Raw genomic sequence first — 14,458 nt, 5'->3', positions numbered from 1 at the left:
CCTGTTGCTTCTATTCTGCGACTAGCCGGTCGCGAGATCGGCCGAAATCTCGATCCCGTACAAATCGGCGGCGTTGCGCCAGCACAGCTTCTCCCGTTGCTCGGCGGACAACGCCCGGGGCAACTTGCTGACGTCGCCGCACTGCCAGTGCGGGTAGCTCGACCCGAACATCACCATGTCTTCCTTGCCGGTGAAGCCGAACCACTCGCCGGCGAAGTCGGTGTCACCCGGGCCGTCGAGGCTGCCCTGGACGAAATGAATGTGTCCGGGGAGGTATTCGCTGGGCATCCGCGGTGCCCATGGGGTCTGCTCGAGGTGCGGCCGGCCGAAAGTGTCCATCCGCCAGATGAACGGAGTGATGAAGTCGGCGGCGCCGTCACCCCAGACGAATTTCAGGTCGGGGAAGCGTTCGAAGACGCCCTCGGCGATCATGTTCATCTGGTGGTACAGGTAGTTCAGCGCCATGAAGCTGACGTAATGCTCGTAGAGGCGGGTGTTGCCGTTCGGCGTCGGTGGATTGGCGATGCCCGAGCCGACTTCGATGTGGGCGGCCACCGGCAGGCCCGCGTCGACGGCTGCTTCCCACAACGGCCAGAACTGGGGCTTGCCATAGAGTTCGCGTGACTGCAGCGGCACACCGATCTGGACCACGCGCGGGTGCGAGCGCCATTTCTCGATTTCCTTGCACGCGCCTGCGATGTCGTCGGGGTTCACCCGAATGGTGCCGCGGAACCGGTCGCCGAAATGGCTGTGCTCCAACCACTTCGACACCATCATCTCGTTGTGCGCCGCGTGAAGTGCGGTACCCAGATGCCGGTCCGGCATGATGCCGCGCGCCATCGGGTGCAGCACGGCGATGTCGACCCCGCGGTTCGAAAAGAGTTCATTGCCAACGAAATCCGGGTCCGAGCCGGGGTACTGGCGTTCGGGTCCGCGAGTTTTGGGTGCGTACTCACCGCCCGGTGCGCCGTACCAGTCCATCTCGTAGTCGGGGAATCCGCGGCTCTTGAACGGCTCGCGGAGAGTCGAGCGAAGTTCTTTGTTGGACGAGAAGAAGATGTGCACGCTGGCATCGATCAGCGGCGTGCGTGTCCCGTCCGGGTGCTCGATCACCTAACCACCCTCCATGGGTCGACTGACTGCGTGAAAGCCAAGCGGCAGTCTGATAGCCAAACTAACATCCTCGTTCACCGCTAATCAACGGGTTTCCGGTAAGCATTTCGATTATTCATAACACCTGATAGCGGGCACAATCGCGGTTCACCTGTGTAAGCGATGTTCTGCACCAGCGATAATATCATTCTCCCATTTCCGAGGCCCCGGATGACGGACGCCGATGAAGCCCCCGCGAGCGGCCGGCACGCCGACACCCGTCGCCGCCGCCCGCCGTCCCGCGCCTTTCGCGCGCGCCGGCGAGATTGTCACTGTGCTATTAAGAGAATAGTATTCTCGCAGCACGTTAACCGATTTGAGGAGTTGGCCGGGATGCTGTTGGAATTCGACGCTGATCAGCGGCTCTGGCAGGAAACGGTGCGCGACGCGGTCGGCAAGCAGTGTCCTCCCGCCCTGGTCAGGGCCGTCGCCGAGGACGGCGCCGACTCCGCTCCGGTGTGGAAGGCGTACGTCGAGCACGGCTGGACCGAGATGAACGAGTCCGAGAACGCCGTCGAGCTGGCCATCGTGCTCGAAGAGCTCGGCCGGGCAACCGACCCCACGCCGTTTCTGGCGACAATGAGTCAGTTCGCGCCGCTGGTGGGAGACCGGTTCGATCCGCAGGCATCAGGCACTGCGGTCTACAGCGGAATCACCGTGCACCGGGACGGTGAGGAGTGGGTCCTGGACGGCACCGCCCGGCACGTGCTGGACGGCGATCGGGCGGAGTGGCTCGCCGTGGTCACCGATGCCGCGGTGTTCGTCGTCAACGCCGCCGAGGCGGGCGAGCGGGTGTCCAGAACCCGGACCTCCGTGCTCGATCCGGTGCTGCACGTCGCGGACCTGACGTTCCGAGGATTGCGAGTGCCCGACGGCTCCCGCGTGCGCGTCGACACCGAAAAGGCCCACCAGGTTGCCCTGATGGGCATGTCGATGACGATGGTCGGTGCGTGCCAACGCATTCTGGACCTGGTCCTCGACCATGTGCGCAGCCGTCACCAGTTCGGGGTCGCGATCGGATCCTTCCAGGCGGTCCAGCACAAGGCGGCCGACATGCACGTCGCCATCGAACGCGCGCGTGCGCTGGCCTACTACTCGGCACTGACGATCGCCGGCGATGACCCGCGCCGCCGGCTGGCCGCGGAAATGGCGAAAGCCGGTGCGGGGGAATGTCAGTCGCTGGTGTTTCGCAACGGCCTGCAGTTGTTCGGAGCCATGGGTTTCACCTGGGAGAACGATCTGCAGTTCGCGCTGAAACGTGCCAAGGCCGGCGAACTGATGCTCGGCGGAACCGCCGAGCACCGGGCCAGGGTTACCGAGGAGTACCGTGCAGCTCACCTTTGATCCAGACGTCGAATCGTTCCGCGACGAGTTCGTCGCCTTCTTGGACGAACATGTGCCGGCGGCCGCGGCAGAGGCATTGGAGCGGCCGAAGTCGGTGTCGCACATGCCGGAATGGGCCCGCCGCTGGCAGCGTCTCCTCTTCGACAACGGTTGGCTGCTGCCCACCCAACCGCCGGAATTCGGCGGGCGCAACGCCTCGGTGTTGCAGCAGTACGTGTACCTCGAGGAACTCTGCAAGCGGCGGATCTATCACAGCTTCAACCCGCAGGGCGTCAATATCGTTGCTGCGTCGTTGATTTCATTCGGCAGCGACGAGCAGAAGCAGCGCTGGGCGGTCCCCATCCTGCGGGCCGAGATCACCGCGTCGCTCGGGATGAGTGAGCCCAGCGCCGGATCGGACCTGGCGTCGCTACGGACCAAGGCCGTGCGCGACGGTGACCACTTCGTCGTGAACGGGCAGAAGGTCTGGACCTCGGGCGCTCATGACGCCGACGTGCTGCTGACGTTCGTCCGCACCGACCCAGATGCACCGAAGCACAAGGGAATCAGCGCGCTGGTGATCCCCACCGATACGCCCGGTGTGACCCGACGCCCATTCGCGGACATCTGCGGCCAGGACAACCTGGACTTCAACGAGGTGTTCTTCGAGGACGTCAAAGTCCCTGCGGAAAACCTGGTCGGGCCGCTCAATCAGGGCTGGGGGGTGGCCAACGGCTCGCTGGGGCACGAGCGCACGATGATGTGGCTCGGGTTCGCCGACCGACTCGACAACGTCATCTCGGATTTCCACCCGGCAGATGCCCTGCAACGGGACCACTACGCAACCGCGATCATGGACCGCCAGGCGCTTCGCCTGCTGGGATCGGTGGCACTGGCCCGGGCCGCCCGCGGCGAGGAGGACGTTCCCGCCCTGTCGGTGCTCAAGCTGCTGGGCTCGGAGGCGGAACGGCAGGCATGCGAAAACGCGTTGTCCGCAGCGGGATCCGACGGGTTGGTGCACCCGGCCCTGAGCGGGCCGTACGAGCCGATGAACCTCGATCACTACTTCGGCAGCTGGTTCGAGCGTTACGCCCGCAGCTTCTCGGGAACGATCGCCGGCGGAACGTCGGAGATCCAGCGCAACATCGTGGCGCAGCGAGTGCTCGGGCTACCTGCTCGCTGAACCGCTGCGCTCAGAACCGGACGAGGCTGAACGGCCAGCTGGCGGTGCCGCCCGGTGCGCCACCGCACCCGGCGTCGAACGTCGACGTCACCGAGCCGGTCAGGGTCACCACGTCCCACGTGTAGACGTCGTGCGAGGGCAGGAAATAGACCGTGCAGCGCACGCCGTCCGGCACGTCGACGCTCATGGTGTAGGTGCGGTTCGTGAGGTGTCCCACCGCGTACCACGGCGTAGCCTGGCCGTTCGGCCTGGGCTGGGCCTGGTCCTGCACGCAGTCCAAGGATTCAGCCGGCTCGCATGGCCGGATCGCCCACAGCCACGAGTGTCCTGGGTCGCGCGGGGTCTGCACTTCGTAGTTCCCGTACAACATCTGGGCGTGGGCCACCGGAGCCATCGTCACCGCGGCTGCGATCAGCGTCATGCCGAGCGTCAACGATTTCACGTGCTGCCCCTTCCGCTCGTCTCTTCGGGACCCGGATCGGCTGAATATATGCCGATCGGCAACGCAGCAACCCGGTATTGCCGAGTTCGGTGCCACGGGCCGAACGCTCAGTCGATGACCGCGGCTTCCTTGCGTTCGGTGATCGGCCGGGCGAGCTCCTGCTCGTCGCAGATCTTCTGCAGCTTTTCCAGCGTCTCGTCGAGTCCAGCGCCGAGTCGCTTACCGGGGCTGAAGGTGGCCGGCAGATTGCGCATGCCCTGAATGACGCCGATGGTCTCGTAGTGCACGGTGCCCTCGGGATCGCACACGTAGTCCGGCATCCGGTCGAGCACCGCGGTCAGCATGGACTTGAACACGGTCCGTGCGACGTTGGAGCCGATGCAGCGGTGCACACCGAGCCCGAAGCTGAAGTGCCGGTTGCCCTTACGATCCATGATGATCTCGTTGGGGTCGTGGAACACCGATGGGTCGCGGTTGGCCATGGCCCACGAGATCCACAGCCGCTCACCCTCTTTGAACTGCGTGCCTTCCAGCTCCACGTCGTCGGAGAAGGTGCGGCCGTCACCGGGGGCCGGCGTGTAATACCGCAGAAACTCCTCGGTGGCAGGGTCGAGCAGGGTCTCGCGGTTGTTGCTGAGCCGTTCGCGCTCGTCCGGGTGCTGCGACAGCCACTCCATCGAGTGCGCGGTCAGCGCGGTCGTGGTGTCGAAGCCGCCGCCGATCACCAGACCCAGGTTGCCCATGATCTCGAGGTCAGGAGCGGGTTCACCGTCGATACGTAACTGCAAGAGCCCGTTGACGATTCCCGGTCGGGGGTTCTCCTTGATCTCGACCATGTTGGTCAGCAGGTCCAAGCCCATCTGCCGGTGCATGGCGACGATCTTGTCGATGTCCGGTGAGTGCTCCGGGGTGTACACCGAGGCGTGCACCGGCTCGCTGTAGATCGCCCAATTCTTCAGTGGGATACCGAGCATCGCCAGTGTCAGCACGGCGGGCACGATGTTGGCGAGGTCGTCGACGAAATCGATCCGGCCCTCTTCGATCCTCTCGTCGAGGCAGGCCCGGGTGACATCATCGATGAACGGGACCCAGCGCTTGACCGCGGCCGGCGACAGGTAAGGATTGAGCACGGTCCGGTAGATGCGGTGCTCGGGCTCGTCCATCTCCAGGATTCCGCCGCGCACCCCGCTCGCGCGCTTGGCCTTGGGGATCGAAATGCCTTGATAGCCGCGGCGTTCGCCGTTGATGTCGTGATCGTTGGACACCGCCGGGCAGCGGGCCAGTTCGAAGACCGCGTTGCTGCCGCCGGCTACCCAATGGCCGTCGTAAGTATCGCTCCACGCGACCGGGCATCTGTCGTGAATCTCTTCGGTGATCTTCTCGAACTGATGGCGGTACTCAGGAGTGTGCCGGTCGAAGTGGTAGCGGTTCTTCTTGCGATCGCTGTCGTTGGCGATGCCGTCGTCGATGCTCATGAGTCGGCCTGCGTGATCAGGATTGCTTGTTCAGGGCAGGACTGCGCCGCTTCGCGCACCGCATCTTCCTGTTCTGCCGGAACGTCTTCCGACACCGCCGATGCGTGACCCTCGATGTCGTCGAGCTCGAAGGAATCCGGCGCGATCATCGAGCACAGCGTGTGGCCCTGGCAACGGTCTGAGTCAACCCGAACTTTCATTGGCATTCCTTAAGCGCGGTAGTCGTACCACTTGAGGTATCCGCCGGCGTCGACGCGCAGTTGCAGACCGGTCACGTACCTGGCTTCGTCGGAGGCCAGCCACAGCACCGCATTGCTGATGTCCTCCGGTTCGACGAACGGGATCTTCATCGCCTGCTGCACACCGAAAACCGGTTCGGCGTCGGCGCGAGTCGGGTTTTCCAGATCTGGCCGGAACGAACGGTACATCGGTTCGCTCTGCAGCATGGGGGTATTGGTGTTGGTCGGGTGCACGACATTGGCCCGAATGCCGAACACGGAGAGCTCGGTAGCCAAGTCGTGCACGTAGCTCGACAGTGCGCGCTTGGAGTGCACGTAGGCCATGCCGCCCGGATCCTTACCCGGGGTGTCCTTTTTGGAGGTGTCCATCAGCGCGGCGGTCGACCCGGTCGCGACGATCGAGGCGCCCTCGTTGAGATGCGGCAGCGCCGCCTGAATCGTGTTGATCGTCCCGATCAGATTGGTGTCGATCACATCCGACCAAGCCTGCAGTGGCGGTTGACCTTTCATGCCCGCAATGCCGGCTGCCGTCACGACGATGTCGAGCTTGCCGAACTCGGCAAGGCCGCTCGCCAGAGCTGTGTGCAGCGCCGCGGTGTCTCGAACGTCGGCCTGGGCGATCACCACGCGCTGGCCGGTCTTCTCGATCAGCCGCGCGGTCTCGTCGAGATCCTCCGGGGTGGCCATCGGGTATCCGATGGTGTCGATGTCCCGGCAGATGTCGACCGCGATGATGTCGGCGCCTTCCTCTGCGAGCCGGACCGCGTGCGCGCGGCCCTGACCGCGACCCGCGCCGGTCACGAACGCGACTTTGCCGGCCACCCGGCCGTGCACTTCTCCCACGACTTCTCCTTTCGAGTCAGCTAGTGAAATGTGTTTGTTCGCTATGTGTTTCGGCCGCCGTTGACGCCGAGGATCTGGCCGGTGATGTAGCCGGCCTCCTCGGACACCAAGAAGGCGCAGGCTGCCGCGATGTCTTCCGGTTTGCCGATCCGGCGAACCGGAGTAGCGGCGATGGTCTTGTCGATGTCGCCGAGGTTGCCGCGCTGCTCAGCGCTGCGCAGCATCGGAGTGTCGATGAACCCGGGCGGAACCGCGTTGACCGTGATGCCGTTCGGTCCGTATTCCAGCGCCAGCGACTTGGTCAGTCCGTTGACCGCGGATTTGGCCGCGACGTAATGCGACATGAACGGGGCGCCGGAGTGCGTGCTCGACGACGAAATGTTCACGATGCGACCCCATTCGGCGTCCAGCATGTCGGGCAGCACGGCCTGGATCATGTGGAACACCCCGTTGAGATTGACGTCGATCAGCCGTTGCCAGTCGGCGAACTCGATGTGGTTGAAGCGCTTGAAGCCGTCGAGTCCGGCCGCGTTGACCAGAATGCTGATCGGCCCCAGCTCTTCGCGGATACCAGCCAGCGCTGTATCGATCTGTCCCCGGTCGGTGACGTCGGCGGTGTATGCCGATTGAGTATCCGACGGCTTGAGGTCGATGACCGCGACGCGGTGGCCGTCTTTGCGTAGTCGCTCGACGACGGCTAAGCCGATTCCAGAGCCGCCGCCGGTGACGACAGCCGTCCTCATCGGGTCACCGCGGCAAGGGCTGTGGCGCACACAAAGAATCTCCCTTCCGAATACGAGAACCTTACTCTCGCGTTATGGCCGCTCGCAAGACGGCGTCGAAAGGACCTTTGTCCTGCGGCGATGTCGAAATTGCCGAGTGCGCATATCGCCTACAAGGACGGCGGTCTCGTTTCTTCCGTTTGGTTGAATTCTCGTTGGCGGAATGTAAGATTCGCCCGGGATGAGAATGGAATTATCCATGTGTTGAGGAGCCAGAATGCCGCCGCAGCAAGCCGCCACCTCCATTGTGGGCACCAGCCCATCGACGGAAGGCGGACCTGATCGGCGGCTGCTGATCGACGGTGAGTTGGTCACCACCGGCCGGGTGTTCGCATCCGTCAACCCCGCCACCGGCGAGGTCATCGGTCATGCTCCCGATGCCGGAATCGAGGAGGCGCAGCAGGCAATTGCGGCTGCGCGCCGGGCGTTCGACACCACGACCTGGTCGACCGACGTGGCTTTCCGGGTTCGCTGCCTGGAGCAGTTGCATCAGGCGCTGCTCGATCACGCCGAGGAGTTGCGCGAGCTGACCATCGCGGAGGTCGGCGCGACCCGAGCGCTCACCCAGGGCGCTCAGCTCGACGAGCCGATCAAGATCGTCCGCTACTACGCCGACGTGTTGCGCGACTACCAGATGACCGAGGAGCTCGGCGAAATCGAGTCCCGGGGCATGCGTCACCGGCGCTGGGTGGAGAAGGAAGGCGCCGGGGTGGTGGGCGCGATCATCGCCTACAACTACCCGAATCAATTGGCGCTGGCCAAGCTTCCGCCCGCCTTGGCCGCGGGCTGCACGGTCATCCTCAAGGGCGCACCGGACACCCCGTTGGTGACGTTGGCGCTGGGTGAGCTGATCGCCAACCACACCGACATCCCGGCCGGTGTGGTCAACGTGCTCAGCTCGTCGGATGCGGCCGTCGGAGAGGCGTTGACCACCAGCCCCGACGTCGACGTCATCACGTTCACCGGGTCGACGCCGGTCGGGCGCCGGATCATGGCGGCGGCCAGCGAGACCGTCAAGCGCGTCTTTCTCGAGCTCGGCGGAAAGTCCGCCGCGATCCTGCTCGACGACGCCGACTTCGCCGGAGCCAGTGTGTTCGCGGCCTTTTCGATGGTCACCCACGCCGGCCAGGGCTGCGCGCTGACCTCTCGGCTGCTGGTGCCGCGCAAGCACCAGGACGAGATCGTCGAGCTGGTCGCGCAGAATTTCGCCAAGGTGCGCCACGGCGATCCGGCCGATCCCAAGACCTACATGGGACCGCTGATCAACGAGCGCCAGCGCGACAAGGTGGACGGCATGGTCCAGCGCGCGATTGCCGACGGCGCGACGCTGGTCACCGGTGGCCAGAAGCTCGACCCCGGCTACTTCTATGCGCCGACGCTGCTGACCGACGTCGACCCGGACAGCGAGATCGCTCAGCAGGAGATCTTCGGTCCGGTTCTGGCGGTGATCGCCTACGACGATGACGACGACGCCGTGCGCATCGCGAACAACTCCATCTACGGCCTGGCGGGTGCGGTTTTCAGCGCCGATCAGGACCGGGCACTGGCCGTCGCGCGTCGCATCCGCACCGGATCGTTCTCGATCAACGGCGGCAACTACTTCAGCGCAGACGCTCCCTTCGGTGGCTTCAAGCAGTCCGGCGTCGGCCGCGAGATGGGTGTGGCGGGCCTGGAGGAGTTCTTGGAGCGCAAGACATTTGCCATTCCGGCCGCGACGGCCGGGGGTGCGGCATGACTCGGCCGCTGGAGGGCATCCGCGTCCTCGAGGTCGCGATGTACGGGTTCGTGCCGTCCGCCGGCGCGGTGCTCGCCGAGTGGGGTGCCGATGTGGTCAAGGTCGAGCACGCCGTGACGGGCGACCCGCAACGGGGTTTGCGTCAGACCGGCCTGCTGCGGGTCGAAGGCGATCCCAACCCGAACATCGAGCACGCCAACCGGTGTAAGCGCAGCATCGGCCTGGACATATCGCTGCCCGAGGGCAAAGAGGTGCTCTACGAGTTGGCCCGCCGCTCGGACGTCTTCCTGACCAGCTTCCTGCCGGGGCATCGCGCGAAGTTCGGCATCGACGTCGACGACATCCGCGCAATCAACCCGGCGATCGTCTACGCCCGCGGCAGCGCGCTGGGCCCGCGCGGCGCGGAGGCGGAAAAGGGTGGCTACGACATGACCGCGTTCTGGTGTCGAGCCGGAACCGCGGCCACCATCACTCCGCCCGGAACCGAAGGCATGGTCGGTCCGCCCGGACCGGCGTACGGCGACACCATCTCTGGAACCAACCTCGCCGGTGGCATCGCGGCGGCACTGCTCAAGCGCGAGCGCACGGGAGAACCATCGGTCGTCGACGTCTCCCTGCTCGGCAGCGGGCTCTGGTCGTTGGGGCACACGGTGGCGCTGACGACGCATCTCAACCAGCGCATGGAAGCGTTCCCGCCCGGAGTGCACGGTTCGCCGATCAATCCGCTAGTGGGCCTTTACGCCACATCGGACGGCCGCTACATCTCCTTCGTGATGATGCAGGCTACGAAATTCTGGGCCGACGTCTGCCGGCACATCGACCAGCCCGAACTGGCCGACGATCCCCGCTTCGACAGCGGTGAGAAGATCGCCGCCAACACCGGCGAGGCGGTGCAGATTCTCAGCAAGGCCATCGCCACCAGGACCCTCGCCGAGTGGAGCGAGCGCTTTGCCACCCTCGCCGGACCGTGGGCCCCGGTCCAGGACACCTTGCAGGCGGCCGGCGACGCTCAGATCCGGGCCAACGAATATGTAGTCCAGGCAGGCGAACTCGAACTGGTGGCCAACCCGGTGCAGTTCGACGTAGCGGCACCGGTCTCCGGGCCCGCGCCCGGATTCGCCGAGCAGACCGACGAGATTTTAGAGGAACTCGGCCTCGACTGGGACCGCATTATCGAGCTCAAAACTATCGGAGCCGTCACTTAATTCGGAGGTCTCTCGGTTGTCAATTTTCACTCCAGGCGCATGCGGTGTAGGTCATACTCGCCAGACGCTTCCAGAAGTGGGGTCCGCCCGGCCCGCGTTGTTCGGGTGCGCCAATTCGGGCGGACGAGACGGAGGGATTGGCGTAGGGATGGTAGTGACCGATGGCGACTAAGGGACCCGAGCGCTGGTCGACGGGGATCAGCCTGCCGAACGGCGTCTCCGGTGCGATGCAGGCGGTCGGTGGGCTTTTCGCGATGAGCGTCGACGCGGTCAGATTTGTGTTCCGCAGGCCGTTTCAGACTCGCGAGTTCTTCGAGCAGTCCTGGTTTGTCGCGCGCGTCGCGCTGGCTCCGACGCTGTTGGTGGCCATCCCCTTCACGGTGCTCGTCAGCTTCATTCTCAACATCTTGTTGCGCGAGTTGGGCGCTGCGGATCTCAGCGGCGCGGGTGCGGCCTTCGGCGCGGTCACCCAACTCGGTCCGCTGGTGACGGTGTTGATCGTCGCCGGCGCCGGTGCGACGGCCATGTGTGCCGACCTCGGCTCGCGCACCATCCGCGAGGAGATCGACGCGTTGGAGGTGCTGGGGATCAACCCCGTCCAGCGACTGGTGACGCCCAGGATGCTGGCCGCCGGTTTGGTCGCGCTGTTGCTCAACAGTCTGGTCGTCATCATCGGAATCGTTGGCGGTTACGTGTTCTCGGTGTTCGTGCAGGACGTCAACCCCGGCGCATTCGCAGCGGGTATCACCTTGTTGACCGGAGTGCCGGAGGTGATCATCTCCTGCGTCAAAGCAGCGCTGTTCGGTCTGATCGCCGGACTGGTGGCCTGCTACCGGGGACTGACCATTTCCGGCGGGGGCGCCAAGGCCGTCGGCAATGCCGTCAACGAGACCGTGGTCTACGCGTTCATGGCGCTGTTCGTCGTCAACGTCGTCGTCACCGCGGTCGGCATCCGGTTCACGGCGAAGTGATCGGAACGACGCCGTGACGGTGAAGACGTTGAGAGCCACCTATCCGCGGGCGTTTCGCGCGTTCGGGGCATGGCGCAGGCCCATCGGCGCCCTCAGTTCCGTCGGCGATCACACCGTGTTCTACGGCAAGGCATTGGGCGGCATACCTTTCGCGCTCACCCGGTACCGGCGAGAGATCATCCGGCTGATCGCCGAAATCAGCATGGGCGCGGGAACGTTGGCGATGATCGGCGGAACCGTCGTCATCGTCGGCTTCCTGACGCTGGCTGCCGGTGGCACGCTCGCGGTGCAGGGCTACAGCTCGCTGGGCAATATCGGCATCGAAGCTCTCACCGGATTCCTGGCCGCGTTCATCAACGTCCGCATCCTGGCGCCGGTCGTCGCCGGAATCGGACTCGCGGCAACGTTCGGCGCCGGTGTCACCGCGCAACTGGGCGCCATGCGGATCAGCGAAGAAATCGATGCGCTGGAAACGATGGCGATTCGGCCGATCTCGTATCTGGTCAGCACCAGAATCGTGGCCGGCATGCTGGCGATCACACCGCTCTACAGCATTGCCGTCATATTGTCCTTCCTGGCAAGCCAATTCACCACGGTGGTGTTGTTCGGCCAGTCCGGTGGCCTGTACAACCATTATTTCGACACCTTCTTGAACCCGATCGACTTGCTGTGGTCGTTGGTGCAGGCCGTGCTGATGGCGCTGTCGGTCCTGCTGCTGCATACCTACTACGGGTTTTTCGCGTCCGGCGGACCCGAAGGGGTCGGGGTCGCGACCGGCAACGCGGTACGTAGCTCGCTGATCGTCGTGATTTCGGTGACGCTGCTGATCTCGCTGTCGATCTACGGCTCAAATGGAAACTTCAACCTCTCGGGATAGGGAACACCTCCGATGCCCCACAACGGGATACGCGCACTGACGGGTCTGGTGACCGTCGCGGTCATCGCCGCGATCGTTGCCGTCGCCGTTGGTTTGTTCCAAGGCAGCTTCAGTGAGAGCGTGCCGTTGACAGTCCTGTCCCCACGGGCCGGCCTGGTGATGAACCCGGACGCCAAAGTGAAGATGCACGGTGTCCAGGTCGGCAAAGTCGCCTCGATCGAATCGCGACCCAACGGTCAGGCCGCCCTGCACTTGGCGATGGACCCCTCAGAGCTGCACCTGATTCCGTCGAATGTGCTCGTCGACCTCACATCGCCCACTGTGTTCGGCGCCAAGTTCGTCGAACTTGTGCCGCCGGCGGAACCGTCGGCGCAATCTCTGCACGCCGGTCAGGTGCTCGACAGCCAGCATGTCACCGTCGAGATCAACACGGTGTTCAAGCAATTGACCCAGGTGCTGGGCACGCTCGACCCGGCGAAGCTCAACGAGACTCTGGGGGCGGTCTCCCAAGCCGTCAGCGGGCGGGGAGACAAGATCGGACAGGCATTCACCGACCTCGACTCCTTCCTGGCGAAATTCCAGCCGACCCTGCCCGCGCTGCGCCACGACATCGAGATGTCGGCACCGGTGTTTCGCGCCTACGGCGACGTGTCGGCTGATCTGGTCAAGACGTTCGACAACTCGGTGAAGATCAGCAAGACGATCGTCGACGAGCGGCGCAACCTCGACGCATTCCTGATCAGCGCAATCGGTTTGGCCGATGTCGGCAACGACGTGCTGGGCGCCAACCGGAAGGGTTTGACCAACGTGTTCCACCTGTTGGCGCCGACCACCGATCTGCTCAATGAATACGCCCCGGCACTGACCTGCGCGCTGGCCGGCGACGCGCAGTTGTCTCGGACGCCGCCGTTGCCGGAACCGAGCATCGCGATCTCGGCCAGTCTCACCTGGGGCGCCGAACGCTACCGGTACCCGGCCAACCTGCCCAAGGTGGCAGCGACCGGCGGTCCCCATTGCATGAACCTTCCCAGGATTCCGTTCAACAGCACGGCGAAAGTTCTCATCGCCGACACCGGCTCGAATCCGGTGAGTTACGGGAATCCGCAGTTGCTGCTGAACTTCGACGGCCTCAAACAGCTGTTGTACGGACCGATCGACGGCCCACCGCGTAACCCTGCTCAGGTTGGACAGCAGGGATGAGGGGCTCGCTGGGCCCGACGCTGGTCAAGTTCGGTGTCTTTGCCGTCGTGATGTCGTTGCTGACCGTGTTCTTGTTCTTCACTTTCGGCCAGTACCGCACCGGTGGGGTCACGGGCTATTCGGCGCTGTTCACCGATGCGTCACGGCTGAGGGCCGGAGATTCGGTGCGGGTCGCCGGCGTTCGGGTGGGCACCGTCAACGGTGTCTCGTTGCAGTCGGACAAGAGGGTCGTGGTGAAGTTCGACGCGGACCGGTCCGTGACGCTGACCGAGGGCACCAGGGCGGCAGTGCGATACCTCAACTTGGTCGGGGATCGGTACCTGGATTTGGTCGACGGCCCGGGCTCGGCCAAGCGGCTGCCGGCCGGCGCGCAGATCAACATCGGTCACACCGCGCCCGCGCTCGATCTCGACTTGCTACTCGGTGGCTTGAAACCGCTTATCCACGGCCTGAATCCGCGCGATGTCAACGCGCTGTCGTCGGCACTGTTGGAAGTGTTCCAGGGTGAGGGCGGTACCTTGCAGTCACTGTTCAGCAAGTCGACGTCGTTCACAAATGCGTTGGCCGACAACGACCAGACCATCGAGCGGCTGATCGACAACCTGAACACCGTGGCGGCCACCCTCAACAAGGACGGTGCCCAATTCTCCGGGGCGATCGATCGCCTCGAGAAACTGGTCACGGGACTGGCGAACGACCGCGACACGTTCGGTCCCGCCATCGACGCGTTGAGCACCGGCACCACCTCGGTGGCCGACCTGCTGGGCAAAGCCAGGCGGCCGCTGTCGGGCACCATCGAGCAGCTCTCCCGGGTGGCACCCAACCTCGACAACGACAAGGACCGACTCGATGCCGCGCTGCAGAAGTCGCCCAGGAACTATCGCAAGCTGACCCGGCTCGGCGTTTTCGGGTCGCGTCCAGATTCCGGTGTAAAAGCAGGGCCAAGCTCGCTTCGCTGCCAGCATACGAACGGCTGGACTCGGCGCGCCAGGTTCCCTCAAAGTACGTCTCCGGGTGTCAAACATGGCTGG

General features: G+C 64.6%; 14 protein-coding genes. 8 read left to right on the top strand and 6 right to left on the bottom strand.

Annotated features, from left to right (window positions below; translation table 11 throughout):
* Nucleotides 1-21: 21 nt before the first annotated feature.
* Nucleotides 22-1,113, bottom strand: coding sequence for an amidohydrolase family protein (locus CYU59_RS00175; protein ID WP_292974698.1), 1,092 nt, complete (start codon nucleotides 1,111-1,113; stop codon nucleotides 22-24).
* A 372-nt stretch (nucleotides 1,114-1,485) separates the two neighbouring features.
* Here CYU59_RS00175 and CYU59_RS00170 point away from each other — a divergent pair, with 372 nt between their 5' ends.
* Entirely contained in the window at nucleotides 1,486-2,496 is a 1,011-nt protein-coding gene (locus CYU59_RS00170; protein WP_292974697.1) for an acyl-CoA dehydrogenase family protein, read from the top strand.
* A complete protein-coding gene (locus CYU59_RS00165; protein ID WP_292974696.1) occupies nucleotides 2,480-3,658 on the top strand; it encodes an acyl-CoA dehydrogenase family protein in 1,179 nt (392 codons plus the stop codon). The genes CYU59_RS00170 and CYU59_RS00165 overlap by 17 nt, the downstream gene beginning before the upstream one ends.
* Nucleotides 3,659-3,668: 10 nt before the next feature.
* On the opposite strand, the gene CYU59_RS00160 is transcribed toward CYU59_RS00165, so the two are convergent.
* From CYU59_RS00160 to CYU59_RS00140, 5 genes are all read right to left on the bottom strand, one after another.
* Entirely contained in the window at nucleotides 3,669-4,079 is a 411-nt protein-coding gene (locus CYU59_RS00160; protein ID WP_292974730.1) for a hypothetical protein, read from the bottom strand.
* A 128-nt stretch (nucleotides 4,080-4,207) separates the two neighbouring features.
* A complete protein-coding gene (locus tag CYU59_RS00155; RefSeq protein ID WP_292974695.1) occupies nucleotides 4,208-5,575 on the bottom strand; it encodes a cytochrome P450 in 1,368 nt (455 codons plus the stop codon).
* Nucleotides 5,572-5,775 (bottom strand): ferredoxin, encoded by a 204-nt coding sequence (locus CYU59_RS00150; RefSeq protein ID WP_292974694.1) that lies wholly within the window; start codon nucleotides 5,773-5,775, stop codon nucleotides 5,572-5,574. The genes CYU59_RS00155 and CYU59_RS00150 overlap by 4 nt, the downstream gene beginning before the upstream one ends.
* 9 nt (nucleotides 5,776-5,784) lie before the next feature.
* Nucleotides 5,785-6,657, bottom strand: a complete 873-nt coding sequence (locus CYU59_RS00145) for a mycofactocin-coupled SDR family oxidoreductase (protein ID WP_292974693.1) — start codon at nucleotides 6,655-6,657, stop codon at nucleotides 5,785-5,787.
* Between the two features lie 41 nt (nucleotides 6,658-6,698).
* Nucleotides 6,699-7,400, bottom strand: coding sequence for an SDR family NAD(P)-dependent oxidoreductase (locus tag CYU59_RS00140; RefSeq protein WP_292974692.1), 702 nt, complete (start codon nucleotides 7,398-7,400; stop codon nucleotides 6,699-6,701).
* A 256-nt stretch (nucleotides 7,401-7,656) separates the two neighbouring features.
* On the opposite strand from CYU59_RS00140, the gene CYU59_RS00135 reads away from it, so the two are divergent.
* The 6 genes from CYU59_RS00135 to CYU59_RS00110 form a co-directional block, all read left to right on the top strand.
* Nucleotides 7,657-9,174 carry an aldehyde dehydrogenase family protein gene (locus CYU59_RS00135; RefSeq protein ID WP_292974691.1) on the top strand — a complete coding sequence of 506 codons (1,518 nt, stop codon included), beginning with the start codon at nucleotides 7,657-7,659 and terminating at the stop codon, nucleotides 9,172-9,174.
* On the top strand, nucleotides 9,171-10,379 hold the full coding sequence (locus tag CYU59_RS00130; RefSeq protein WP_292974690.1) for a CoA transferase: 1,209 nt from the start codon (nucleotides 9,171-9,173) through the stop codon (nucleotides 10,377-10,379). The genes CYU59_RS00135 and CYU59_RS00130 overlap by 4 nt, the downstream gene beginning before the upstream one ends.
* 161 nt (nucleotides 10,380-10,540) lie before the next feature.
* Nucleotides 10,541-11,350: an ABC transporter permease gene (locus CYU59_RS00125; protein WP_292974689.1), complete on the top strand. Its 810-nt coding sequence runs from the start codon at nucleotides 10,541-10,543 to the stop codon at nucleotides 11,348-11,350.
* A gap of 82 nt (nucleotides 11,351-11,432) precedes the next feature.
* The gene (locus tag CYU59_RS00120; RefSeq protein ID WP_292974729.1) at nucleotides 11,433-12,227 is read left to right on the top strand and encodes an ABC transporter permease; all 795 of its coding nucleotides are present in this window, start codon (nucleotides 11,433-11,435) and stop codon (nucleotides 12,225-12,227) included.
* 12 nt (nucleotides 12,228-12,239) lie between these two features.
* Nucleotides 12,240-13,427 carry an MCE family protein gene (locus CYU59_RS00115; protein WP_292974688.1) on the top strand — a complete coding sequence of 396 codons (1,188 nt, stop codon included), beginning with the start codon at nucleotides 12,240-12,242 and terminating at the stop codon, nucleotides 13,425-13,427.
* Nucleotides 13,424-14,458 (top strand): MCE family protein (locus tag CYU59_RS00110; RefSeq protein WP_292974687.1); only part of this gene is annotated, 1,035 nt, incomplete at its 3' end. The genes CYU59_RS00115 and CYU59_RS00110, both read left to right, overlap by 4 nt.

This window comes from Mycobacterium sp. (assembly GCF_002863225.1).
Classification (GTDB): domain Bacteria; phylum Actinomycetota; class Actinomycetes; order Mycobacteriales; family Mycobacteriaceae; genus Mycobacterium.
This window is presented reverse-complemented; position numbering and strand designations above follow the sequence as displayed.